The 21,998-nt window shown below is 69.5% G+C and carries 24 protein-coding genes; 8 read left to right on the top strand and 16 right to left on the bottom strand.

Annotated features, from left to right (window positions below):
* Positions 1-39 precede the first annotated feature (39 nt).
* From ACO2Q3_RS26485 to ACO2Q3_RS26470, 4 genes are all read right to left on the bottom strand, one after another.
* Entirely contained in the window at positions 40-1,137 is a 1,098-nt protein-coding gene (locus ACO2Q3_RS26485) for a serine hydrolase domain-containing protein (protein WP_423312250.1), read from the bottom strand.
* A 156-nt stretch (positions 1,138-1,293) separates the two neighbouring features.
* Positions 1,294-1,686 (bottom strand): cupin domain-containing protein, encoded by a 393-nt coding sequence (locus tag ACO2Q3_RS26480; RefSeq protein ID WP_423312248.1) that lies wholly within the window; start codon positions 1,684-1,686, stop codon positions 1,294-1,296.
* Positions 1,687-2,190: 504 nt separating this feature from the next.
* Positions 2,191-2,760, bottom strand: a complete 570-nt coding sequence (locus ACO2Q3_RS26475) for a VOC family protein (RefSeq protein WP_423312246.1) — start codon at positions 2,758-2,760, stop codon at positions 2,191-2,193.
* A gap of 265 nt (positions 2,761-3,025) precedes the next feature.
* The gene (locus ACO2Q3_RS26470) at positions 3,026-3,733 is read right to left on the bottom strand and encodes a DUF899 family protein (protein WP_423312244.1); all 708 of its coding nucleotides are present in this window, start codon (positions 3,731-3,733) and stop codon (positions 3,026-3,028) included.
* A gap of 125 nt (positions 3,734-3,858) precedes the next feature.
* On the opposite strand from ACO2Q3_RS26470, the gene ACO2Q3_RS26465 reads away from it, so the two are divergent.
* Positions 3,859-4,677 carry a GNAT family N-acetyltransferase gene (locus ACO2Q3_RS26465; protein WP_423312242.1) on the top strand — a complete coding sequence of 273 codons (819 nt, stop codon included), beginning with the start codon at positions 3,859-3,861 and terminating at the stop codon, positions 4,675-4,677.
* 16 nt (positions 4,678-4,693) lie between these two features.
* Here the strand turns inward: ACO2Q3_RS26465 and ACO2Q3_RS26460 are convergent, their stop codons facing one another.
* On the bottom strand, positions 4,694-5,281 hold the full coding sequence (locus ACO2Q3_RS26460) for a TetR/AcrR family transcriptional regulator (protein ID WP_423312240.1): 588 nt from the start codon (positions 5,279-5,281) through the stop codon (positions 4,694-4,696).
* Positions 5,282-5,414: 133 nt separating this feature from the next.
* Between ACO2Q3_RS26460 and ACO2Q3_RS26455 the strand changes: the two genes are divergently transcribed.
* Positions 5,415-6,485, top strand: a complete 1,071-nt coding sequence (locus ACO2Q3_RS26455) for an NADP-dependent oxidoreductase (RefSeq protein WP_423312238.1) — start codon at positions 5,415-5,417, stop codon at positions 6,483-6,485.
* A 101-nt stretch (positions 6,486-6,586) separates the two neighbouring features.
* Here the strand turns inward: ACO2Q3_RS26455 and ACO2Q3_RS26450 are convergent, their stop codons facing one another.
* The 5 genes from ACO2Q3_RS26450 to ACO2Q3_RS26430 form a co-directional block, all read right to left on the bottom strand.
* Positions 6,587-7,021: a hypothetical protein gene (locus ACO2Q3_RS26450; RefSeq protein WP_423312236.1), complete on the bottom strand. Its 435-nt coding sequence runs from the start codon at positions 7,019-7,021 to the stop codon at positions 6,587-6,589.
* A gap of 78 nt (positions 7,022-7,099) precedes the next feature.
* Positions 7,100-7,501 (bottom strand): GFA family protein, encoded by a 402-nt coding sequence (locus ACO2Q3_RS26445; protein WP_423312234.1) that lies wholly within the window; start codon positions 7,499-7,501, stop codon positions 7,100-7,102.
* Between the two features lie 274 nt (positions 7,502-7,775).
* Positions 7,776-8,048, bottom strand: coding sequence for a hypothetical protein (locus ACO2Q3_RS26440; RefSeq protein WP_423312232.1), 273 nt, complete (start codon positions 8,046-8,048; stop codon positions 7,776-7,778).
* A 239-nt stretch (positions 8,049-8,287) separates the two neighbouring features.
* The gene (locus ACO2Q3_RS26435) at positions 8,288-8,794 is read right to left on the bottom strand and encodes a hypothetical protein (protein WP_423312230.1); all 507 of its coding nucleotides are present in this window, start codon (positions 8,792-8,794) and stop codon (positions 8,288-8,290) included.
* Positions 8,795-8,858: 64 nt separating this feature from the next.
* Complete coding sequence (locus ACO2Q3_RS26430) at positions 8,859-9,599, bottom strand: MerR family transcriptional regulator (RefSeq protein ID WP_423312228.1); 741 nt, start codon at positions 9,597-9,599, stop codon at positions 8,859-8,861.
* A gap of 197 nt (positions 9,600-9,796) precedes the next feature.
* Between ACO2Q3_RS26430 and ACO2Q3_RS26425 the strand changes: the two genes are divergently transcribed.
* Positions 9,797-10,840: a DUF4386 domain-containing protein gene (locus ACO2Q3_RS26425; RefSeq protein WP_423312226.1), complete on the top strand. Its 1,044-nt coding sequence runs from the start codon at positions 9,797-9,799 to the stop codon at positions 10,838-10,840.
* A gap of 199 nt (positions 10,841-11,039) precedes the next feature.
* On the opposite strand, the gene ACO2Q3_RS26420 is transcribed toward ACO2Q3_RS26425, so the two are convergent.
* The 3 genes from ACO2Q3_RS26420 to ACO2Q3_RS26410 form a co-directional block, all read right to left on the bottom strand.
* Entirely contained in the window at positions 11,040-13,166 is a 2,127-nt protein-coding gene (locus ACO2Q3_RS26420) for a DUF6600 domain-containing protein (protein WP_423312224.1), read from the bottom strand.
* A gap of 239 nt (positions 13,167-13,405) precedes the next feature.
* On the bottom strand, positions 13,406-13,771 hold the full coding sequence (locus tag ACO2Q3_RS26415; protein ID WP_423312222.1) for a response regulator: 366 nt from the start codon (positions 13,769-13,771) through the stop codon (positions 13,406-13,408).
* Positions 13,772-13,779: 8 nt separating this feature from the next.
* Positions 13,780-14,862, bottom strand: a complete 1,083-nt coding sequence (locus tag ACO2Q3_RS26410; RefSeq protein WP_423312220.1) for a sensor histidine kinase — start codon at positions 14,860-14,862, stop codon at positions 13,780-13,782.
* Positions 14,863-15,046: 184 nt separating this feature from the next.
* Here ACO2Q3_RS26410 and ACO2Q3_RS26405 point away from each other — a divergent pair, with 184 nt between their 5' ends.
* Both ACO2Q3_RS26405 and ACO2Q3_RS26400 read left to right on the top strand, forming a co-directional pair.
* On the top strand, positions 15,047-15,772 hold the full coding sequence (locus ACO2Q3_RS26405) for a hypothetical protein (protein ID WP_423312219.1): 726 nt from the start codon (positions 15,047-15,049) through the stop codon (positions 15,770-15,772).
* A 54-nt stretch (positions 15,773-15,826) separates the two neighbouring features.
* Positions 15,827-16,294: a hypothetical protein gene (locus tag ACO2Q3_RS26400; protein WP_423312217.1), complete on the top strand. Its 468-nt coding sequence runs from the start codon at positions 15,827-15,829 to the stop codon at positions 16,292-16,294.
* 123 nt (positions 16,295-16,417) lie between these two features.
* Here the strand turns inward: ACO2Q3_RS26400 and ACO2Q3_RS26395 are convergent, their stop codons facing one another.
* Both ACO2Q3_RS26395 and ACO2Q3_RS26390 read right to left on the bottom strand, forming a co-directional pair.
* Positions 16,418-17,179: an MBL fold metallo-hydrolase gene (locus ACO2Q3_RS26395; RefSeq protein WP_423312215.1), complete on the bottom strand. Its 762-nt coding sequence runs from the start codon at positions 17,177-17,179 to the stop codon at positions 16,418-16,420.
* A 110-nt stretch (positions 17,180-17,289) separates the two neighbouring features.
* The gene (locus tag ACO2Q3_RS26390; protein ID WP_423312213.1) at positions 17,290-18,096 is read right to left on the bottom strand and encodes an alpha/beta fold hydrolase; all 807 of its coding nucleotides are present in this window, start codon (positions 18,094-18,096) and stop codon (positions 17,290-17,292) included.
* A 136-nt stretch (positions 18,097-18,232) separates the two neighbouring features.
* Here ACO2Q3_RS26390 and ACO2Q3_RS26385 point away from each other — a divergent pair, with 136 nt between their 5' ends.
* On the top strand, positions 18,233-19,132 hold the full coding sequence (locus ACO2Q3_RS26385; protein ID WP_423312211.1) for a LysR substrate-binding domain-containing protein: 900 nt from the start codon (positions 18,233-18,235) through the stop codon (positions 19,130-19,132).
* An 803-nt stretch (positions 19,133-19,935) separates the two neighbouring features.
* On the opposite strand, the gene ACO2Q3_RS26380 is transcribed toward ACO2Q3_RS26385, so the two are convergent.
* Positions 19,936-20,346: a DUF6559 family protein gene (locus ACO2Q3_RS26380; protein WP_423312209.1), complete on the bottom strand. Its 411-nt coding sequence runs from the start codon at positions 20,344-20,346 to the stop codon at positions 19,936-19,938.
* A gap of 199 nt (positions 20,347-20,545) precedes the next feature.
* Here ACO2Q3_RS26380 and ACO2Q3_RS26375 point away from each other — a divergent pair, with 199 nt between their 5' ends.
* The gene (locus ACO2Q3_RS26375) at positions 20,546-20,923 is read left to right on the top strand and encodes a hypothetical protein (RefSeq protein WP_423312207.1); all 378 of its coding nucleotides are present in this window, start codon (positions 20,546-20,548) and stop codon (positions 20,921-20,923) included.
* A 77-nt stretch (positions 20,924-21,000) separates the two neighbouring features.
* Complete coding sequence (locus ACO2Q3_RS26370; RefSeq protein ID WP_423312205.1) at positions 21,001-21,993, top strand: 2OG-Fe(II) oxygenase family protein; 993 nt, start codon at positions 21,001-21,003, stop codon at positions 21,991-21,993.
* The last annotated feature ends 5 nt before the right edge of the window (positions 21,994-21,998 follow it).

Raw genomic sequence — 21,998 nt, 5'->3', positions numbered from 1 at the left:
ACTTTGGAATTTGCTATTGGCTCTAGCCGGCGTGAGCGGTCAGCCTCGCGTCAAGTCCACAGCGTCATCCCGCACGCTGTCGGCCCAAGAAGGAGCCGTCAGGTCGGCGACGTCCCGCAGCACCGTGTCGGCCAGGGCCAGGCTGAGGCTGTCCACATCCACGTCGTCGGCATTGGCCAGGCAGGCGACGGAGAAGTCCTGGTCCGGAAAGCGCACCAGTTTGGAGAGATAGCCGACAAAGCTGCCGCCGTGGCTGATGATCGGAACGCCCCGGTGCGGCCGGACCGAGACCCCGCGGCGATAGTAGAGCCAGGCGCCGTCGGTGCGCCGGGCGGCCCGCAGCAGCCAGGCCGGCAGGTCGGGGCCTAGCGCCGATCGGCCTGTCCAGAAGACGTCCCAGCGGGCGAGGTCGGAGAGGGTGGTCAGAAGGCCGCCGTCGCCGATGAAATGAAATTGCGTGTGGTTTGGGGTGATGCCGCCGTCCGGCTGGGCGTTGTGGCCGGTCACCAGGCCCGGCTGCTCCACCGTCGGATCGTCGCGGAATCGGGTGGCGGCCATGCCCAAGGGCCCGAACAGCCGCGTCCGGGCGAAGTCGCCGAAGCGCTGGCCGGACGCCCGCGCCACCGTTGCTGCCAGCAACCAGTAGCCAGCATTGGAATAAGCGTAGCCAACGCCCCGCGCCTGCGGCAGGTCCGTTACTTTCGTTAGGACCGAGATCATCTCCCAGAGCCCACCGCCATGCCACCAGTCGGCCGGCAGCCCCAGCGCCTCGCCCACCGCCGCCTCTCCGCGCGGCAGGCCACCCAGGTGATGCAACAGGTGGCGCAGCGTGACCGGATCGAAAGCCGGCGACAGCTCAGGAATCGACCGCCGCGCCGGATCATCCACGTCCAGCAGGCCGTCAGCGCCGCACAGGCCGACGCATGCCGCTGTGAACTGCTTGGAGACCGAGGCGACGTAGAATACCGTGTCCGGCGTTAGCAGCCGGTTGCTGCCGTCACCCTCGACCCCGCGCGCCGTCCACGACGCGACCTGGCCGCCAGACAGCACCGCCGCCACCGCGCCCGGCCGGTCGTCGTCGCCGATCCACGGGCGCAGGTCGAAACGCGCCGCCGCTGTCAGGTCAACCTTGGCCATGGTGGTTGATAGGCGAAGCGTGGGACGCGTCCTAGCGATGTTCAGGGCAAATGACGTGGGCAGGCACCACGTCGCAGTCGCGACGGGCTCGCCGGGCTGGTTGCGGTCGCGATCCCGCGCGACAAGGGGCCGTCCAACACACGCTGGCCTCCAACCTCATCCGGCGATTTTCACCCGTCCAGGCGGCGGCCCGATGAAGATCACCCAGGTGGAGAAGTCGTCCGAAAGGTCGCTGAAACCGTGTTCGCCACCCGCCGGGACGAAGAAGAGGTCGCCTTCGTTGCAGCTTGTCTTCTGGCCAGCCGACGTGAACGACCCCGAACCGCTGGCGATCACATAGAGCTCGTCGCGCAGGTGCGGCGTCTGCGGATAGTCGGCGCCGACAGGGGCGTAGAGGCGCACGTCGAAGTCCGGTCGCTCGAATAGGGTAATCGCCCGCCGTGCGGGCGTACCGGCCTCGCCGTTACGCCGAACGAGCGCGGCCTTTCCTTCAGCCACCGTAAGCTTGGTCATGTCGCGAACCTCGAAGCCGCGCGCCGCCCGAGCCATGCTCGCTCCGATAGAATATGACGAAGGCGCACGTCGAGTGTGCATACCGCACCGCCACACTGGCCGCAACGCCACCCTGCCAGCGGTCATACCGATATGTGATTCCCTGGCGTTTCGCGGATCGCCTGCCGCACTCGCGCAGGTGGCCGAAGCCATAGCGCGCGAACGGCGCGTCGGCGGCGTTCTGCAGCGCCCTGACGATCGAGGTCCGTCATGAACGGCGCCACGGAGCCTACTTCGTCTCCTCCGAGCTCTACGCCGAGGCTGTGTTGCATTGAGGTTGGTATGGCAAACGCGCCGCCTTAGCAGCGCCCACGCCAATGGCGGGCCTCATTGTTGAGGCTGCGCATCAGCGACACGCGCACCGCCCTTAAGCGGACTTTCGAATGTCGGAGAAGGCTCGAGAGCCGGCATGGCCACCTCGCCCGCGATTGGACGTTTGGTCCTGACGCCAGGACCGGTCCTGTCCTCGAACCTCCGCTTCATGCGACGGCGCTCGGCCGTTCACGTCATGCCGTGTTCGACCGGAATGGCCGCCGGAGGGCCGTCGGGGCGTTTGAGCAGCTGCGCTTCGCTTTCGCCCTGTCGCCATCGCGCCAGCAGCGCCTCCGGGTCGTAGTCCACGCCCACCGGGTTGGCCGCGAACGTGTCGCTGGCCATGAACGCCATGGCGTCCGCGACCGTGCCGACATCGACCTGAAACTCCATCCGGTTGCCGTCGGGATCGCGGTAGTACATCGACAGCGTGGTCCCGTGGTGGACGGGCCAGTAGGGGGTCACACCGCCTTTCTTGAGCCGCAGGTAGGTGTCGAACAGGTCCGCGACGCTGGCGTAGGTATAGGCCACGTGGTTCACGCCGATGGCCCCCCGGTCATCCGCGCCGCCGCCGCCGGGCTTGAGGAGATCGAGGTTGGCGATGGCGATGCGGTGGTGTTCGTCGTCGTAGGTCAGAAACGCCAGCGCCGGATCGCGGTGGACCACGGTCGCCTCGAAGACGGTCTCGTACCAGGCGATCATCTCGGCATAGCGCCGCGTCTGGTAGACGACGTGCGCGAACTTCACCGGCTTGACCATCGACCCACCCCCCGCTTCGGATCGGCCCCATGCGATCCAGCGGCCAAGCGTCCTCCCACGCATCGCCGTCGTCAATTGCCGTAACGCCGTTATGCTCATCTCGCGGCCGAGGCGCGGAAGGTTCGGCGCGCCGACGCGCCCCGCCCCGCCCCTAGAGCATGTTAGGCGAAAGTGTACGCGGTTTCGCCGCTTGAACATGCTCTAAACTTTTGAAGATAGAGCCTTTTTATACGGGTCAGATGATTCCATCTGACCCTAAAAGGCTCTAGCGCGGGTATTCCAGGGACGGGTACCAGTCGGCGCCGCGGCCTTCGGGGGTCATGTCGAGGACGGTCCAGAGGGGGGCGAGGTCGGGGGCGCCGCGGGGGTCCTGGCCGGGGTCGCTGGCGGTGATCTCCTCGGACCAGAAGTGGCGGATCACGCCGTCGCGGCGGCTGAACACCGACGGCCCGCCGCTGTCCAGCCCGCCGTCCGGGCTGACGGCGTAGTGGCGGGTGAAGTCGTCGCCGATGGCGCTGGCCAGGCGCAGGTTCTGCCAGCCCCGGGCGCGCTTGACCGCCACCAGCCGCTCCAGGGGCGAGCGGGCGACCACCACCAGCGACACCCGCTGGGCCAGGTCGTCGGCGTTGCCGTCCCAGGCGTCCAGCAGGTTGGTGCACATCGGGCACGGCCGCTGGCGCTCGGGCCCGAACATGTAGTTGTAGACCACCAGGGTCTGCCTTTCGCCGAACAGGCCGGCCAGGTCGGTGGGGCCGTCCTCGGTGTCGAAGCGGTAGTCGCCGACGACCGCGCCGCCCGGCGGCAGCGCCCGGCGCATCTGCGCCACCCGCTCGATGTGCCGGCGCAGCTCGTATTCCTCGGCCAGCAGCGCCTGCCGCGCCGCGCGGTAGGCCTCGCTCTCGTGCGGCATGCGGATGGGGTTCTCGCGGGCCAGCTGGTCGGCGGGAACCAGGGGCGGGGTGTGGGCGTCCATGAGGGCCTCCGGAAGTCTTCCGCCCAGAGGACGGCGTGGGCCCGGCCAGACCGACACGGACTTGCGAAAAACGCCAGCGGGGACTTTGTTGGCGCGGCCGGCGAGCGGCGCGGAGGAAAGCGGCGATGGACGAGGCCGAGGGGCTGATCGCCCTGTGCGTGCGCGCGCTGGTGGCGCAGATGAGCGAGGCGCCGGGGTTCGAGCTGCACATGACCCGGACCTGCGCGCTGGCCCTGACCGACGAGCCGCTGGCCGACTTCAACGTGCTGACCCTGGGCCCGGACCCGGACGCCGAGGGTTTCCTGCGGCGCGCGGTCGCCCGGGCCAGGGCGCGCGGGCGGCCGCTGGTGGCGACGATGAGCCCGCACGTGGCGCCGGCCCTGGCGCCCGTCGCCGCCGGGCTGGGGCTGACGCCGGTGGGAACGGCGCCGCTGATGGTGCTGCGCACGGGAAGTTCGGATTCGGGGACACGATACCTATCCCCAACGCTGGCCTCGGCGACGCGCGCGACGGGGATAGGTATCCTGTCCCCAGCGGCCCCCGTCCGGGTGGTCCGGGCGCTGGGTCCGGAGCTGGTCCGCATCGCCGGCGACCTTGTGGCGGCGGCGTTCGATGCGCCGCGTGACGCCGTGGCCCGCTGCATCGACCCGTGCGTGAGCGCCGCCGCGGGGGTGGAGACGCACATCGCCTGGGCCGGGGACCAGCCGGTGAGCGCCGTCACGGTGACGCCGTCCGGCGACACGGCGGGCATCACCCTGATGGCCACGCCGCCGCCGCTGCAGCGCCGGGGCTTCGGTCGCGCGCTGCTGACCCAGGTGATCGACGACTATCGCCGCCGCGGCGTCGAGCGCTTCTACCTGGGCGCCACCGCGGCGGGCCGACCGCTGTACGCCAGCCTGGGCTTCGAGACGGTGGCCGAGCTCTCCGCCTGGCTGCTGGCCTGAGGGCCGGTGCGGCGGCTCAGGCCTGCGACGGGCCAGGCGGAGCCGGCGGCGCCGACAGGGCCCGCAGGTCGCCGAACGCCCGCGCCAGGTGGACGTCCAGGCCGGCGGCCGGATCCTCGGCCCAGGTTCGCACGGCGAGAGTGAAGGCGGCCATGCCGGCCTGGGCGGCAAGGCGGGCGACGCCCTCGTCCAGGCCGCGGCGGCCCAGGGCGCCGGCCAGGGCCTCGATCAGGCCCGCCGTCTTGGTCAGCACCCGCTCCTGCAGCGCCGGGGTGCGGGCGATCACCGTCTCGCGCGGGGCGGAGAAGCCGCGGTTGGCGGCCAGCACCGGACCGGCGGCGCGGAAGGCGTGCTGCAGGGCGTCCAGCGGGGCCAGGTCGGCGGGCGCGGCGGCCACCCCCTCGGCCAGGGCGTCGCGGAACGCCGCCTCCCCGTGGAACAGGGCCTCGCGCTTGTCGGGGAAGTGGCGGAAGAAGGTCCGCTCGGTGACCCCGGCGCGGGCGGCGATCTCGGCCGTGGTCGTGGCCTCGTAGCCCCGCTCGAGGAACAGGTCGAGGGCCGCCTGCTGCAGGCGGCGGCGAGCGTCTTCTCCACTGCGCGGCATGCCCCTCGATACACCGGTTGTCAGTGACTGTCTCTACGCCTATACGTCAGTGACTGACACAACGAACGCGCTGGCCGGTCAGGGCGGCGGAGACCTCTCCGCCGTCGCCGCCGGACCGCGCCCGGAGACCCGCATGAGCGACCAGCCCCCTGCCGACGGCGCCATGCGCGCCCTGCGCCTGCACCAGTACGGCGAGCCGGGCGAGGTGCTGCGCCTGGAGCCGGCGCCGATCCCCGTCCCGGCCCCCGGCGCGATCCGGGTGCGCGTCGCCGCCTGCGCGCTCAATCCCGCCGACTGGGCGCTGTGCCGCGGCCTGTTCGCCCGCGACCTGCCGCGTGGGGTCGGGCTGGACGTGGCCGGCGTGGTGGACGCCGTGGGCGAGGGCGTGAGCGGCCCGGCCGTCGGCGATGCGGTGTTCGGTCCGGCCAACTATCTGGACCACCCCAGCGCCGGGGCGGCGGACTTCGCCATCCTGGATCACTGGGCGGCCGTTCCGGCGGGGCTGGACATGCCGCACGCCGCGGCCCTGACCATGGCGGTGGAGACGGCCTGGCGAAACATCGACTGGCTGGGCGTGGCGCAGGGCCAGACCCTGCTGGTCAACGGCGCCGGCAGCATGGTCGGCTTCGCCGCCGCGCAGATGGCGCGCCTGCGCGGCGCCCGGGTGATCGCCGCCGCCGGCCCCACCTTCGCCGACCGGCTGACCGCCCTGGGCGCCACGGTCGTGCCCTATGGCCCCGGGCTGGTGGAGCGGGTGCGCGCCCTGGGCGGGGCGGCGCCGGACCTGGTGTTCGACAGCGCGCCGGTGAACCTCAAGGCCGGCGTCGTCCAGGCCGGCGACGTCCAGGCTGGCGAACGGGGCGACGGCGCGCCGGGCGCGGGCGGCCTGGCCGACCTGGTGCAGATCGTCGGCGGCGATGCGCGCCGGGTGCTGACCTGCGTCGACTTCGCCAGGGCCGCGCAGCTGGGCGTGCGCAATGGCCTGGGCGAGACGCCGGGCGGTCCGGACGGGGCGGTGCTGCGCTACGACGTGCTGGACCGCTTCGCGCGGCTGGCCGCGGAAGGCCGCTTCAGCGTGCCGGTGGCGCGCACCTTCCCCCTGGACGCCTGGCGCGAGGCCCTGGCGATCAGTCTGGACGGCCGCGCGCGCGGCAAGCTGGTGCTGCTGATGTCCGCGGCCGTCGGCGAGGCTAGAGCCTTTTAGGGTCAGATGGAATCATCTGACCCGTATAAAAAGGCTCTATCTTTAAAAGTTTAGAGCATGTTCGAGCGGCGAAACCGCGTACACTTTCGCCTAACATGCTCCTAGTGCTTGAGCTTGATGCGCACGCCGGTGGGGGCGAAGGTCAGCTTCAGGCCCGAGGAGGTGGACCGGGCGCTGATCACCACGCCCTTGTCGTTCCTCATGTCGATGCCGCTCTGGCCCGGGCCGGCGGTCATCCCCCCTTCCATGGCGCCGTAGGTGCCCTCGATGTCGCTGAGGGTGTGCAGGTGGTGGACGACGCCGGTCGCCCGGTACTTGTTGGCCCCGACCGCCCCGACCGACAGGCCGCTGACCTGCACCGGATAGTGGCGGCCGCGATAGGTCAGGGTGCCGCTGCCCCAGTTGACGCCGGCCAGGAAGGCCACCGAGCCGCCGGAGAAGGTGATCCGGGCGTCGACCGGCTCGCGGGCGAGGGCGGGACCGGCCAGGGACACCGCCACCGCGGCGGTGGCGAAAAGGCGTGAGAAGGACGTCATCAGGCGAGGTCTCCATTGAGGGCGTCAAGCCAACGCCCCGCTACAGCATAGGTTGCCGGCGGGCGCAAAGATCGGCCGTCAGACCTCGTGCGGGATCGGCAGCGCCGACACGGCCAGGGCCCAGGGATGGCAGCGTTCCTCGTAGACCGACACCTGCGGCTCCGGGAAGCCGGGGTCGGCGAACGCGCCCACCGCCACGGTCACGAAGCCGGGGACCCCCTCGGCCTCCCAGCAGATCGTCGCGCCGCACACCGGACAGAACCGGAACGTCGCCGACTGGCCGCTGTCGCCGCGCCGGGCCCACGTCGACGACCGACCCTCGATGACCACCGCGGCGCGCGGGAAGCGGGCCTGCACGGCGAACACCGAGCCGGTGCGCTTCTGGCACTCCAGGCAGTGGCAGATCGACCGGCGCACCGGCTCGCCCTGGCAGGTCACGCGGAGCTGTCCGCAGCTGCACGTCGCGGTCCGGCTGGTCATGGGGGTCTCCGTCTCATTATCGGGGCGCATTCCGATACCTGTCCCCTCGGGCCCTGGGACGACACGGAAGGCGACAGGATCATGTCCCCTGCCCCTCCCGTCGCGTGTCAGCTTTGGGCAACGCTCGCCGTGCGCCAGGCTTGGCGCGTCCGGAGGTGGGCCGAACCCCCTGGAGGTTGAGGTCACAGGCCGTCGCCCGATGGTGCGCCCGTCGGCCCGACGGGCGCTGGAATCCACCATGGCAATCCCGAGATCAGTTGGAACGCGAGCGCCGTCACGACGGCCCAGGCTGCCCCTCCGATTGCAGCCAGCCCGAGGCCCAGGAATGAAGCCCCCAGAACACACCCACCACGACCCCAAGGATAAGGCCCGTGATCGCACCCACGAAGACTATCCTCACGCCGGCCAGCCCGCGCATGAATGACAACAGCCAGAGAACATGCCAGCCAGCAATTTCGCCGCCCAATGAAAAGGGAAAGAACACGATGTCATGCAGACTTTCCCTCCAGTGATCCCCCCTTACTCTGTCGAGGAGCACGATCGCCAAAATTGGCGCCAGTGGCGCCAGAGCAGCAGCCAGCCAAAACCTCACGGACCGGAGGTATGGCCGCAAAGCTTCTGTACCACCGAACATGGCGCCCCCGTTTGAACGGCCATTGGAAGAGTTTGCTCGGGCCGTGGCAACTTTCCCAAGGGGCTCGGCAGCGCAAATTGCCGCCAAGCCCGGAACCGAACCTTCTCCCTTCGCGCCTACAAGCGGGCGTCGCGAACGCCTGAGAGCGGTGGCTAGCGGACCTTGGATCGGGAGGCGGCGAGGGGCGAGAACCCGAACGACGTCCAAGTCACGCTCGCCAGCCGCCAGGCTCGGTTTGCATTCCGAGCAAGAATGAAAGTCGCGACCCCCTTCTCAATTTCCTTGTTGCCGGCCACGGTTGCGGGCGACGTCCACGGGGCGACCACGTAAGCGTGCTCGCTGTTCACGTCGATCAATGTTGGCTGTCCCAGCTTGGCATAGTCGGCAACGACCATCTTGTTCTGCTCGACGAATGCGGCGACGGCATCCCAGTGGTCCAGGCATGCCTTGGGTCCACGGAAGACGAAGGGCGTCACGCGATCGATGATCACAGAGTCTTCAGTGCAGAAGGATGCGTAGGCTTCGCGGCTGTCGCCATTGCTTGCCTGAATATATTTCTGGATTTCGGCTAGCGCGTCTGAACGATCCGAAGCGATCGTCGACTGGCCGGCCGCAAAAGTGGCCATGACGGCTACGAACGCCAGCACACAGCGTTGCATCGATACCTCCCATAACGACGTTTCGGACCGGAAGTTGATCCATGCGCTTGGCTGCGCCGCAAATTCACCCCGCCCATGCCTCGGGGCGCAGGTTCAGTGGTCCCTTTAAGGTCGTCGGATCGACCGAAAAGCCGATGAGGGCTCGGTAGCCCTTATGATCTTCGTGGTGGAGGATCCCGCGCGGAAAATCGATGCGGCTTCCAGGTCCGCAGGCAAGCGAGTCGCCACTTTCGGCGTCGATCACCACCAGCTCGCCCTCAAGAACGAAGATGATCGAGTCGAAGTCGTGCCAGTGGTTCTCATTGGTTTCGGGCGGGATTTCCACCGCCAGCGGGTGAAAGCCCGCTGCCTCGATCACTGCCATCGCTTCGCTTTCTGCTGCGAAGGCGTCGTGCGTCTTGCTGATGCCTATCACTGTATCCCTCGTCAGGTTGATCAGATCTTCGACCGACAGGGTCTCGCCGTCGGCAATCCGCCGCCGCACTGACGCCAACAGCTGGAGCCGCCGTCGGTCACCGGCGATTCGCGAGCGGAATGCGGCCTCCTGGAGACGCAGGATGGCGTCCAGGTCGGCGAGACGTTCGTCCAGCAGTTCGGCGATGCGTTTCAAAGGCACGCCCAGCGACTTCAGAGCGAGCACCTGATGGAGGCGCGCCATCTGATGCGGCCCGTAGGTGCGCCAGCCAGTGTGCGTTCGCAGCGGCGCGATTAGTCCCAACGCTTCGTAGAGGCGTAGGGCTTTTGTGCTCACGTTGAGGCGCCTGGCGGTCTCCGCTGGGCTAAAGAAGCGGGTTTCGTCGTTCACGAGCAGGACCTGTCTTCAAGGACACCCAAGTGCGGGTTTGCCCCTAGGGCAAGGTCAAGCACGATCTGCGGAAAATTGCAGGCTAAGGAGGCTCATTCCCGTGGACCTAACATCCGCTAAGGGTCGAAATCCTCCGTTCGGGCCTGTGCGGCAAGCGGACATCGCCATCAATCGTAGACCTTGCGAACGAGGCTCTCGTGAACATCGACCGCAATGGGATCGGGAGCGGTCACGGGCATTCCGCCCAGGCGCGGCGATGGGGAATGTCGGCGACGGACCTTGGGCTGGGTTCCGCAAAGGACCACGCGCGCCTCGCCCAGGTCGCGACCGGTCATGTTTCGGGGCCCGACCCTGGTGGTTCGGCGCCAGGGCCACCGTCGGCGACCTCATCATCCGGGACAGGCGTAATCGCGCCGCAGGAAGCAGTCGTTGAGGCGCGGCCTAGGCTTGAAGTGACGAATGATTCATTTGCGGGCCTGAACGCCGCTGTCCAAAATCCGAACGCTGTTCAATGGCGGTCGGGGAAAGACGTGATCGCTCCAAAAGCGCAGGCGAGAGTTGCCGGCGTCCTCTATCTGGTCGTCATTGCTTGCGGTCTGTTTGCGGAATTGTTCGTCCGGGAGAGGCTCGTGATCTCCACGGACGCCGCCGCGACGGCGCACAATCTCATGTCGGCGCAGGGGCTCTATCGAGCCGGTCTGGTCGCCGATCTCTTGATGGTCGTCTGCGACCTTGCCCTTGCGGTGATCCTCTACGCCTTGCTGAAGCCAGCCGGGCGCACGCTCGCGCTTTTCGCGCTGGTCATCCGGGTCGTCCCCGATGCCGTCCTGGCCGTGAAGGCGCTCTTGGCGCTCGCCCCTCTCCTCATTCTCCGAGGCGACGCCACACTTGCGCCTTTCAGCACGGCTCAGCTGCAATCCGCCGCGCTATTGGCCCTCAAGTTCCACGACATGCTCTATGTCGTGGCCATGACGTTGTTTGGGGTCAATCTCATCGTCCTGGGCGCCCTGGTCTTTAAGTCTGGATACTATCCCCGCGCGCTTGGCCTGCTGCTGGTGATGGGCGGGCTGTGCGGCTTCGCCGCCAACGGCGCGGCCTTGGCCATGCCCGGCCTTTCCACGGCGCTCCCATCGTTCGTCAGCATGGGGCCCTTGGTGGCCGAGGTCGCGCTGACCCTCTGGCTCGTGATCTTCGGCTTGGACCTCAAAGCCTGGAAAGAACAGGCGAGCCGCGCCGTCTAGACCTGCCATTGCTGTCGCCCCCGCAGGCGGACATCCAACGCCGGCAGGATCGCGGACGCCGGACGCCGGGTCGAGCGGCTTGCCCATCCGGCTGACACAGCTGGGCGCCGTCTCGCCGCTCCGCGCCCGCCCCATCTGGCGGCCATGGCGCCCCGGCGGATGACGGCGGCGGCGGAGGCCCGGTCCGACGGGCCGGCGCCTACGCAGGCGGCTTGTCCTCCTTGCCCGGCTTCTCCGGCTTTTCCGGCTTTTCTGGCTTGCCGGGTTTGCCGGCGGGCTCGCCCCTGCCCTTCTGATCGTGCGCCTCGCCTGACGCCGGCGGCCTTGGCGGGGCCGCCCGCGGCGGCGGCGGCGGCGGGGGCGCTGTGCGAAGCGCCGGTGCCGGTCGGCGCGGGGCCTCGGTCGGCGGCGGGGGCTGCGGCGAAGGCGGCGCGACGCGAGGTTCCTGTGGTGCGCGCTCAGGATGGCGGACCACGGCCTGTGCGGGCGGCGCTGCGGGCGGCGGCGAGATCGGGGCGCGATGCGCCTCAGGGGGCGCAGCCTGCTCAGCGCCGCCGGGGCCGTGCGTGGGCGGCGGCGCAGCGTTCGGCCGCTCGCGCGGTCCCCCGCCCTCCAGGCCAGGAGGCGCCGGCGTGCGGCGCTCGCCGGTCGGCCCTGCGCCCTGACGCGAGGGCTGCGGGCCACTGATGTTGGAACCAGGCGCTTCGCCTGGGCCGACACCGGCCTTCACCGGATGCTGGTTCTGGGACTGCGGGCTGCGGATTTGCGACGGCGCCACCAGGGCCGGCCCCCGCGCGTGCGGGGGCGGCGCCCCCTGCGGCGCGACGTGCAGCCCCGGGATCGGCGGCGGCCGCGAGGGACCCGTGGCCGCAGGCGCGGTCGGCTGCGTGAGCGCCGAGCGGATCGCGCCCAGGCGCGGCGGCGGCGCGCTCGGGGCGTGCGCGCCGGCCTGTGCGGTCCCCCCCGCGGCGCCCTGCGGACGCCCCGGCCCCACGATGGGCTTCAGGCCGCCGAGCCGGGCGGCATGATCGGGGGCGGCAATTGGGGCCGCGCTTGCGACCGGAGCGCTCGCCAGGGCCTGGGGCGGCACGGCGATCGCCGCGTGCTGCACGGCGCCGCCATGGGCGAAGGTGTCGGCGCGCACCACGGTGGCGGCGGTGGCGTTGCGCAGCCTGGCCGGGGAAGGCGCGGCGGCGTTCAAGGTGATGTTGTTGATCACCGTGGTGTTGCGGACGTTGGTGATGTTCACCTGCCGCACATAGCTGTCGCTGACGCGGTAGCTTGGCCGGTAGACCTCGTCCGGCGCCAGGGGGACCCAGCCGACGGCGCCGCCGGCGCCCCCGCCGACGGACAGGCCCACGCTCCAGCCGGAGCCGCCCACGAAGGCGACCAGGGCCGGCGCGTAGACCGGCTCGCGGTTGGCCTGGCCCCGGACCCAGCCCCAGCGGCCGCCGATCTGCGCCCAGCGCCCGTAGTGGAAGGGGGCGAAGCCCCAGGGTTGGTCGTCGATCCAGGTCCAGCCCCAGGGCTGCACATAGGCCCAATGACCATCGCGATACGGCGCCCAGTCGGCGGGCACGTCGCGCGGAAACCAGACCTGGCCATAGGTCGTATCGTCGGTGAAGTCACCGTAGGCGGCCAGGTCGTCATACCCCGTGATCCCGGTGTCGTCGGCGTCGACCCGCTCGGTCCAGCGCTCCTTGGCTTCGCGATCCCTGGCCCAGTCGTCGATGGCCGCGTCGTCGGCCTCCTGCAGTTGCGGATCGTAGCCGGCATAGAGCAGCGCGGATTGGCCGGCGTCGATCTCCATGGGACCATCGCCGCCCGGGGCGACCCCGGACCCTTCGAGCACGGTGAACTCTACGGGCGGGTAGCTCCCGTCCTCCGGTGGCGCGGCCACGTCGATGCGGTAGACGCCGGGCTGGTCGATGCGGATCTCCCCTGCCGGCGTTTGCACGGCGACCCCGCCGCGCGGCGCGCGCCAGACGCGCAGGTCCACGGAGCCCTGGGACAGGGAGAGCCGGGTGCGTCCATAGTCGAGGTCGACGACGTCGAGCTCGGTCAGGCTGTCGAGGCGGGCCGACAGTCCGCCGATCTGAAGCTCCACCCGCCCGTCGTCGCCGGTCCAGTACCCTTCGCCGGAGGTGACAGGGTAGTTGCGCAAGGCGTCCGTCCAGTCCTGCTCGCCGGGCGGCGTAAAGGAGACGTCCCCCTCGACGTGGCGCACGCGACCGACCCGTTCCGGGGGATCGGCCAGGGCGGCGGCGGCCAGGCTCATGGCGGCGCAGGTGGTCATCAGCCCCAGCAGGGCGCGGCGGTGGCTCATGGCGACACTCCAACGGACTTGGCTGGGACCAGGCTGCGCGGCGCGCGATGAACGCGCGCTGAGCGGGCCTGCATTCGCATGCCGACCGGAAACGCGCCGCCAAGGCTCAGGTTCGACGGAGCCGGAGAATATCTGACAGCCTCATCGCACGGGCGGGGCGGTGCTGACGGCGCACCCGACCAGGCTGCGCAGACAAGCGGCCGCGCGCCGGCCAACCTGGGCCCCCGCGGCGGGTTCGACTAGGCCATGCCGCAATCGGCAAGGGCCGCGTTGACGGTCCGGCGCAGAAGGGGCTCGGCGACCGGCTTGATCAGGACCGCCGAGGGATGATCGGTGTTTATCCGCGCGAGCGTCGCCGGCTCCTGCGAACCGGTGATGAAGATCACCCTCGAACCGACGGAGTCATGGATCGCCAGGGCGGCGTCGACGCCGTCCTTCTGGCCGGCCAGCCTCATGTCCATGAGGACGACGGCCGGCCGGTGCGCCTCGGCAAGGGCGATCGCCTGGTCGGCCGTCGCGGCGGCGCCGCACACCTCCAGGCCCATGAGCTCCACATAGAGGATCCAAAGCTCGGCGATGATGGCCTCGTCATCGACGACAAGCACCGACCTGTTCAATGCGTCCATAAAGGCTCCGGTAGCGGCAGGAGGGCCTCGACGATGGTGCCCCCCTCCTTGCGGACGGTGAGCTCTCCGTCCAGCTGGCCGACCAGCCGCTCGACGATGTTGGAGCCGAATCCCGGCTTGCGCGGCGGGGCGACGTCGGATGGGCCAACGCCGTCGTCGGCGACGGTCAGCAGCAGCCTTCCGTCCGCCGCCGGGTTCAAGGTCACCCGCACGTGACCGCCGCCGGCCGGAAACGCGTGCTTTGCGCAGTTGGTGACCAACTCCGTGACGAGCATGCCGAGCGGGATCGCGAAGTCGAGCCCCACCGGTATCGGCGTGGCCTCCACGGTCAGGGACACCCGTTCATCGGCGGCGCCCTCGATCAGGTTCTCGGACAGTTCGCGCAGGAACGGCGCCACGTCGAAGGTCCGCAGGTCGGAGGAGCCCATCAGCTGCTGATGAACCAGGGCGAGGGCGAAGATGCGCGCGCGCAGGCCCGCCAGGGCCTCCCGGGCCTGCGGATCCTGCAGCTTGCGGCTCTCCAGCACCAGCAGCCCATCGACCACCTGCAGGTTGTTCTTCACGCGATGATAGACTTCCCTCAACAGCAGGTCGCGCTCGGCCAGGGCCCTGGTCTTCTCGAGCAGGGCCTGTTCGAGGCTGCGCTTGGCGTCGCGCAACTCCAGCTGCGCCCGGTGGCTCTCGCTGACGTCACGAAGGATCTTCGAGGCCCCGACGATGGCGCCCTGCGCATCCCGGATCGGGGAGATGGTCACCGACGCGTGGAAATCCGTGCCGTCCTTGCGACGGCGCACGGTTTCGAAGTGATCGACGCGCTCGCCACGACGGATACGCCGGACGATCTCGTCTTCTTCCGCGACCCGGTCCGGCGGAAACAGAATCTGGACGGGACCGCCGACGACCTCTTCGGCGGTGTAGCCGAAGATGGCCTGGGCCCCCCGGTTCCAGCTGAGGATGATCCCGCCAAGGTCCTTGCTGATGATGGCGTCGTCAGACGACTCCACGATGGCCGCCAGTTGCGCGGCCAGTAGCGCCCCATCGTCGGGCTGACCCTGGTCAGGAATGAGCAATCTCCCCTCCGGAGAGAATGGTGCAGCCCCCATCGGGATGTCAAATCCCGCGCCAGTCGGCGTCGGCTCGCCCGCACAACGCGCGCCGCGGGGCGCCCGCGACGCGCGCCTGGCCAGTTCATGTCAGGTTCATCGAACCGGCGCGATCACAGGGTCGAAAGTGGATGATCCGAAGGGGCCGAAGATGCCTGTCGTGAAGTTCCGCCAGTTTGGGGACAGGCCGGGCCCGCGGCCGATCCGAATCACCGTGCCGGGCTGGGCAGGGGACAGGCAGCCGCGCGCCGACGGCCAGCACGAGCAGCCCTGGCACTGCATTCCCTTTTCGGAGAGCGCTCGCTACGGCTTTGAACTGGTCTACCCCTTCGACGTCGAGCTGCGGGTCACCAACGAAGACGGCCGCGTACGGCTGAACGCCGACTGGGGGACGCCTCCGGACGCCATGGAAGTGTGGCCGCCCTTTCGGCCCTTCGGCGACGACTACTACTCCTACCAGCTGTCGCTCGATCTCGAGGCGCCGCCTGGCTTCGCGGTCAGGACCGAGCCGCATCCACGCTATTTCACCGATCCCGCGCACGAAACGCCGCTGGCCGTCCCAGCGCTGATCCGGACCGAATGGTGGCCGATGATCTTCTTCGCCATCTTCCGCGCGCCGCCGCCGGGGGTGACCCACGTCTTCCGCAAGGACGAACCCTTCATGGCGTTCACCATCGTGCCGGACGACCCGGACTTCGCGCTTGAGCCGATGGATGCAGAGACCGCCGCCCAGCGGGAGATGCGCAGCCGCCGGCTCGCCGCCAGCCGCGACCGCCTTGCGGAAGGCACGCGCTGGACTTCGGACACCCGCACCATCTTTGACGGCGCCTACCGGAACCTGGCCCGCGCCGCACGCCTTAAGGCCAAGGAGGCATAGGGGCGATCAGCGGCCCCTGAATCACACCCGGAAACCCAGTCGAGAGGTCCCCCCATGACTCGAAAAATCCTCACCCCCAAGGCGTTCTGGCTCGCCGGAGCGGCCGCCGCAGCCCTGCTGGCCGCCGCGTCCTCGCCTGGCGTGGCCGCGGCGGATCCCATACCGCGCGCCTCGAGCTATGCGGAGCTGTTGGAGCCCGTGCCCGACGCGAGCGCCCGGCTGGCTGCCGACGACGCCCTGCGCGAACAGGCGCCGCGGCTGCAGCTCGCCCAGTACTGGGCTCACCACCACCACCACCACCACCACCATCATCATCACCACCACCATTCCTGGCAGTGGTACCGTGACAACGGATACTACTGGAACGGCGGCGTGTGGGCGCTCATTCCCCACTACCACCATCACCATGCGTGGGGCTGGTATCGCGACCGCGGGTACTACTGGAACGGATGGGCCTGGACTCCTCGCGTCTACCACCATCATCACCACCACCATCACCACCATCACTACCGTCCGTGGTGACAGGGGGCCTTGCCTCGTCCCAGCGGCGGCGGCTCCGGCGCGCAGGGTGTCATGGCGGCCGCCCGCCGGCTCGCGCCGGCGGCCAAGCCCCTCCCTGACCATCCGACGACGCGCCTACGCCCCTCAGTGGCTCTGATGGTCGCAGTGGCCATTCCCGCACGCCGTTGGGGCGATCTTCGAGAGTCGGCGGGCGTGTCGCAGGACTTCGGCCGGCCCCAGGGGACCGCCATGGCCCATATGGAACCGCTTGGCGCCGCTATCGACCAGGCGCTGCAGTTCCTGCGCGACAGCTCGCGGGTCATCCTCGAACGGCGGCCGGATGGCGCGACCGGTCAAGGCCATGCCGCCGATCAGGATCCCCGAAGCGATCAGATCGCCGACCAGAACATCCTGTGATGTCAGTTCGACGGCGATGGAGCCCGGCGTGTGACCGCCGGTATGACGAACAAGCCCGTCGACGCCGAAGTCCTTCAGACTGACGGTATCGCTGTTGGTCATGACGATGTCGGGCTCAAAGCCGATATAGGGTTCGTGCGGCACGGGCGTTTTCAGAAAGAGCCTGCCCACCCCGCTGGTCGGGCAGAAGGTCATCGGCTTGCGGCGGGTGTAGAAGTCGACGTCGTCTTCGTGCGCCAGGATGGGCGCCCCCGACAGGTCTCGCAGGCGGGCGGCGGCGCCCGCGTGATCGGTGTGGGCATGGGTGACCACGATCAGCTTGACGTCCTTGAACTTCAGGCCCTGACGGGCGAGCGCGCGCTCAAACTTGGCTTCCGCGCCAGGAGTGCCGGCGTCGACGAGGACAACGCCGTGATCCGCCCGGATCATGTGGGCGTTGACCATGCCCAGCGGCAGGATCGGAACGCGGGTGATCTGCGTCTCAGACATGGGGAGTTCCTTTGCTGTGTTTGGCCGGTCGGTGCGCAGGTGCGAGCGGCGCTGCGTCACCGCGAGCGTGGTTGCGCGGCCTCCGGTTTGGCCGGCCGGGGCTGATGGGGTCAGGCGGCGGCGCTCGAACACGCCGCACCGCGCAGAGATCGGGCGAAGGCTTCGATCAACTGGGTGACCGCCTTTGGCGACTCCAGCATCGACAGGTGGCCCGTGCCGGGCAGGACCTTCAGCTCGGCCTGGGGAATGAGCGGGAGCAGTTCAGCCTCAAGCGTCTCGACGCTGTCGACCCGGTCCAGTTCGCCTGCGATGACCAGGACAGGCGCGTCGATGGCGGTGACCTGACCGGTGATGTCTTCCTGGCTGGTCCAACGCGGCCACGCCGCCTTGGCCTGAGGCGAACCGTTCAGACTGTCGGCGATGACCTGCTCGCGATCCGCCGCGCTTAGCGGCTTGGCCGTCAGTACGTGGTCGAGTGTCGTCTCGACCGCCAGGCGGCTGGAATAGGCGTTGGCCATTCGCTCGCGCGCTTCGACAGGCACGGTCATCGGCGACGGCGGCGACGGGGCGACCAGGACCAAGCCGGCCAGGCCCCTGGGGCGGCGCGAGGCCAGAAGCTGGGCGACCTTGCCGCCCATCGAGTGGCCCACCAGGACGTAAGAATTCAGGTCCAGCGCCTCGATGACGCCCAGGGCGTCGGCGGCGAGATCCTCCAGGCCGTAGCCGCACGACGGCGCGTCCGACTTGCCCCAGCCGCGATGATCGACCGCGACGGTGCGATAGGACGCGGCTAGCGGCGTGGTTACATGGCGCCAGGTCCGCGAGGAGCCGCCCCAATAATGCAGGAACACCAGGGCCAGTTCGCCCCGACCCTGCTCTTCGACATGGATGCAAATGCCGTTCGAGGCGATGTTCATTGGGCTTCCTTCTCCGCAAGTCCCGACGTCCAGCGGGCATGAAAAGGAGATATAGCGCGCACCCTGGAGCGATAATTGGCAACTTGTTATCATCACTCGATAACAGAACGATCGAATTGGAGACGCTTTGGATCGCTTGACCAGCATTGGCGTGTTCGTCGCGGCGGCCGAGGACGGCAGCCTGAGCAGCGCAGCCCGACGGTTCGGCCTCTCGGCTTCGATGGCCGGCAAGCACGTCTCGTCGATCGAGACGGACCTGGGCGTCCGGCTGATGCAGCGCAGCACGCGGAAGCTTCACCTGACCGACGTGGGCCAAGCTTACTACGCGCGTTGCAAGCGGATCCTGGAGGAGTACGAGGACGCCAACCGTGAGGCCGGCGACGCCCAGCAATCGGTTCAGGGCGTGCTGCGGGTCGCGGCCCCGATCACCTTCGGCGCCATGCATCTGGGCCAGGTCGTGGCCCGCTACATGGAACAGCATCCGCGCGTCGGCGTGGAGGTCATGCTCAACGATCGCTACGTGGACCTGTTGGCCGAAGGGATCGACGTGGCGATCCGCGTCGGCCGCCTGCTGGACTCGGACCTGATGGCCCGAAGGCTGGCGCCGTGCCGCATGGTGGTGTGCGCCGCGCCAAGCTTCCTGGAACGCCATGGCGTTCCGCGGACCATCCAGGACCTGCGCCGCGCGCCGCGCCTGGCCTTCAGCGAGGCGATCTCATCCGGGGATTGGACACTCAGCGATCCCGACGGCCAGGCGCACGTGATCGACGGACCGATCCGGATGGCCGCAAACAACACCCAGATGCTGCTGGCGGCAGCGCTGGCGGGCGGCGGCGTGACCTACGGCCCAAGCTTCGTGTTCGGCCAGGCCATTGCAGCCGGCGACCTGGTCGCCCTCCTGCCCGACCATCAGCCGACGGCGCTAACGATCCATGCCGTCTATCCGACCAAGCGTCATGTCTCGCTGAAGCTTCGGAGCTTCGTTGAGCACTTGATCGCCAGTTTTGGGGGCGTGCCACCCTGGGACCGGCCCTAGCGCAGATCCCATGTCGCGTTTGACCTGGGCGAACGGCGCGAGGCGAGACAAACGCGATGCAGCCTCCTCACCTGATCTCAGCAACAGGTCGCGAGCGGCCATCGGGTCGTTGCCGGAGACAGCACGTTTCAGTCTTATGGGGGGCGAAGTCCGTGATGGGTGGGTTGCGGACGATCGCGGCGGGGGTACGTTCCCGCGGTGAGCCAATCCAGCCCCCGCGCGTTTGCATCGCAGTACGCCGCGGCGAAGCCGGCCGATCGCGGCAGGCTGATCGCCGACTATCGGGCGTGGATTGTCTACGGCGCGCGTGCTCAGGGACCGTGGGGGTGGGGCTTCGTGCTGCTTGCAGGGTCCGGCTTCTGCCTTGGAGAGGGATGGTTCGTGGCAGGCGAACGCTCGGCCGTGTTCCTGGCGGTCTGCGGGCTTGGCCTGGTGGCGGGCCTTTGCGGGTCGTGGGTCGCCGTTCGGCGCGAGTGCGCCTGGAGACGCGCCAACCCCTGGCGCGGACCGGGAACGGCCGACTAGCCTCGAGGGGATCGACACGGTGAGGCGGCAGGCCCTGGTGCTGGGGAAACGATGCCTGTCCCCTGGGCCCCTGACACAGCCGCTGGAAGGGAGAGGGATGCTGTCCTCAGACGTTCCTGACGTCCTCTGGCCGCGCTTGTCGGAGATCGCGCCGCCGTCTTCTTCCTCTTCCAGCAGGGCGGCGTTGGCGGACGGGCGGGTCTTGTCGCCCTCAACGCCGGAGATCAGGCTGGCGGAGACGTAGGCAGAACGCCTCTCCGCCCTCGCCTGCCCGCCAACTAGGAATGCCCGTGCGGTGGGCCGTCGTGGCTGCCGCCATCGCTCGCGTGGTGTCCCGCGCCCTCGCCGGTCTCGCCCCAGTGACGGGCTGCATCCTCTGGCGTGAACCCCGCATCGCCGGCGAAATGGGCATCGCCGATTTCCCGCCGGATCCGGTCATAGTCGAACCGGGCTCCGGTCTGTCGCCACAGCGCCTCGACCGCTTCCCGGTCGGCGAAGATCGCCATGGCGTAGGGGGCGAACCGGGGCGAGCCGACACGATGGCGCCGGATCGTGCTGACGACCTGCTCAGGCGTGTAGGGGCCACGATGGCCGTAGTCCCCTCTCAGCAACGGCGGCAGCCGCCGCAGATAGCGCTTCGTCGCCCGTCGGCGGCAAAGGCCTGTCGCGATGCTGAGGAGCGGATTCACGGCGACGTCCCGAATTTTGCGATGCTCGTCCGGCGCACGATACCCGTTCCAATGGGGCGTCGGACAGGCCCAGAGGGGGATGGCCCGCGCTCACGGACGAGGGACTTGAACAGGGTCGCTCGCGCGATAAATCCTATGCCGCATCCCGCCGCCCAGGCGGGGTGACTGGGAGAAAGGAACACTACGGGAGACCAGGCCGATGCGGCTCGCGACATCCGAACAAGCCATCCATAGCCAGGGGCTCGCCGCCCATCTGGCGCGATGCCTCAGACCCGGTGTCGGGTTCACCCATCCGGCGGACGTGCTGAAGGACCCTTGGCTGAACGCGGCCGAAAAGCGCGCGGTGCTGTCGTCCTGGGCGTCGGACGCCTCGGCGGTGGAGGATGAGCCGGCGCTCAGATGGCTGCTGGGGACGCCGGAGCCCGTGCCGCTCGTGGACGTCCGCGAGGCCCTGGCGCGGCTGGATCGGCTGGAGGGGCTGGAGCCCCCGTCCAACGATCCGGAGGACCGCGCCGCGCCGCGTCCGGGCGTGATTCGGCCGCCGGCCCCGCGGTGGCGCCGTCCCGGCCCTCGGTGACCGACATAGGACCCGCCGCGCGCAGCGCATCGCTTTTGCCCTCGGGCCCGCGCGGCGATCTGGTGTAGGGGATCGGCATGTCCCTGCGCGCGGCGAGCTCCGATGACGTGCCGGTCGTCGACCTGTCGGCGGGCGCGGCGGCGGTCGAGGCCGCGGTGGCGCGGGCGTGCGCGGACTGGGGATTCTTCCACCTGGTCGGGCATGGCCTGGAGGCGGGGCTTGCGGCGCGCGCGCTGGACAAGGCCCGGGCCCTGTTCGAGCTGCCGGCCGCGGCTAAGCGGTCGCTGAGCCGCAGCCGCGACAATCCCTGGGGCTATTACGACCGCGAGCTGACCAAGAACCGGCGCGACAAGAAGCAGATCTTCGATGTCGGCCCGGACGTGACCGCGGCCCGCATCGACGGCGACGTGTTCCTGGGTCAGACCCCCTTCCCGGCGGAGCTGCCGGCGTTCCGCCAGACCGCCGCCGCCTGGTTCACTGCCTGCGAGGGGCTGTGCGCGCGGCTGCTGGCGCCGATCGCCACCGGGCTGGGGGCGGCGCCGGAGGCGCTGGACGGCGCGTTCAGGGGCGCCCACACCAGCTTCCTGCGCTTCAACCACTATCCGACCGAGGACCTGCTGGCCGGCGAGGCCGAAGGCGAGGAGGCAGAGGGCAAGGACGTGGGCGAGGCCGGGCTCGGCATCCATCACCACACCGACGCCGGCGGGCTGACGGTGCTGCTGACCGACGGCCGGCCGGGGCTGGAGGTGCTCAAGGCCGGCGCCTGGCGGGCGGTGGACGCCGCGCCCGGCGGCCTGATCGTCAACATCGGCGACATGGTGCAGGTCTGGTCGAACGACGCCTATGCCGCCCCGCTGCACCGGGTGCAGGCGATGCGCACCCACGACCGGCTGAGCGCGGCCTTCTTCTTCAACCCGGCCTACGCCGCGGTGGTGGCGCCGCTGCCGGGGGCCGGCGGGGCGGCGCGCTACCGGGGCGTGCCGTGGAGCGAGTTTCGCCGCCGCCGCGCCGACGGCGACTTCGCCGACTACGGCGCCGAGGTGCAGATTTCCGACTACCGGGCGAGCTGAGCGGG

The sequence above is a fragment of the Caulobacter sp. KR2-114 genome (assembly GCF_049446115.1).
Classification (GTDB): domain Bacteria; phylum Pseudomonadota; class Alphaproteobacteria; order Caulobacterales; family Caulobacteraceae; genus Acaudatibacter.
The sequence above is the reverse complement of the archived record's forward strand: the minus strand, read 5'-3'. Positions and strand labels throughout refer to the sequence as shown.

Excerpts from the sequence above, each read along its gene's own strand:
- ACO2Q3_RS26395 (WP_423312215.1), bottom strand. The coding sequence starts at position 17,179 with ATGTCTGAGACGCAGATCACCCGCGTTCCGATCCTGCCGCTGGGCATG.
- ACO2Q3_RS26460 (WP_423312240.1), bottom strand. The coding sequence starts at position 5,281 with ATGCCGCGCAGTGGAGAAGACGCTCGCCGCCGCCTGCAGCAGGCGGCC.
- ACO2Q3_RS26455 (WP_423312238.1), top strand. The coding sequence starts at position 5,415 with ATGAGCGACCAGCCCCCTGCCGACGGCGCCATGCGCGCCCTGCGCCTG.
- ACO2Q3_RS26475 (WP_423312246.1), bottom strand. The coding sequence starts at position 2,760 with ATGGTCAAGCCGGTGAAGTTCGCGCACGTCGTCTACCAGACGCGGCGC.
- ACO2Q3_RS26450 (WP_423312236.1), bottom strand. The coding sequence starts at position 7,021 with ATGACGTCCTTCTCACGCCTTTTCGCCACCGCCGCGGTGGCGGTGTCC.
- ACO2Q3_RS26405 (WP_423312219.1), top strand. The coding sequence starts at position 15,047 with ATGCCTGTCGTGAAGTTCCGCCAGTTTGGGGACAGGCCGGGCCCGCGG.
- ACO2Q3_RS26420 (WP_423312224.1), bottom strand. The coding sequence starts at position 13,166 with ATGAGCCACCGCCGCGCCCTGCTGGGGCTGATGACCACCTGCGCCGCC.
- ACO2Q3_RS26370 (WP_423312205.1), top strand. The coding sequence starts at position 21,001 with ATGTCCCTGCGCGCGGCGAGCTCCGATGACGTGCCGGTCGTCGACCTG.
- ACO2Q3_RS26400 (WP_423312217.1), top strand. The coding sequence starts at position 15,827 with ATGACTCGAAAAATCCTCACCCCCAAGGCGTTCTGGCTCGCCGGAGCG.
- ACO2Q3_RS26445 (WP_423312234.1), bottom strand. The coding sequence starts at position 7,501 with ATGACCAGCCGGACCGCGACGTGCAGCTGCGGACAGCTCCGCGTGACC.
- ACO2Q3_RS26435 (WP_423312230.1), bottom strand. The coding sequence starts at position 8,794 with ATGCAACGCTGTGTGCTGGCGTTCGTAGCCGTCATGGCCACTTTTGCG.
- ACO2Q3_RS26390 (WP_423312213.1), bottom strand. The coding sequence starts at position 18,096 with ATGAACATCGCCTCGAACGGCATTTGCATCCATGTCGAAGAGCAGGGT.
- ACO2Q3_RS26480 (WP_423312248.1), bottom strand. The coding sequence starts at position 1,686 with ATGGCTCGGGCGGCGCGCGGCTTCGAGGTTCGCGACATGACCAAGCTT.
- ACO2Q3_RS26375 (WP_423312207.1), top strand. The coding sequence starts at position 20,546 with ATGCGGCTCGCGACATCCGAACAAGCCATCCATAGCCAGGGGCTCGCC.
- ACO2Q3_RS26485 (WP_423312250.1), bottom strand. The coding sequence starts at position 1,137 with ATGGCCAAGGTTGACCTGACAGCGGCGGCGCGTTTCGACCTGCGCCCG.
- ACO2Q3_RS26465 (WP_423312242.1), top strand. The coding sequence starts at position 3,859 with ATGGACGAGGCCGAGGGGCTGATCGCCCTGTGCGTGCGCGCGCTGGTG.
- ACO2Q3_RS26470 (WP_423312244.1), bottom strand. The coding sequence starts at position 3,733 with ATGGACGCCCACACCCCGCCCCTGGTTCCCGCCGACCAGCTGGCCCGC.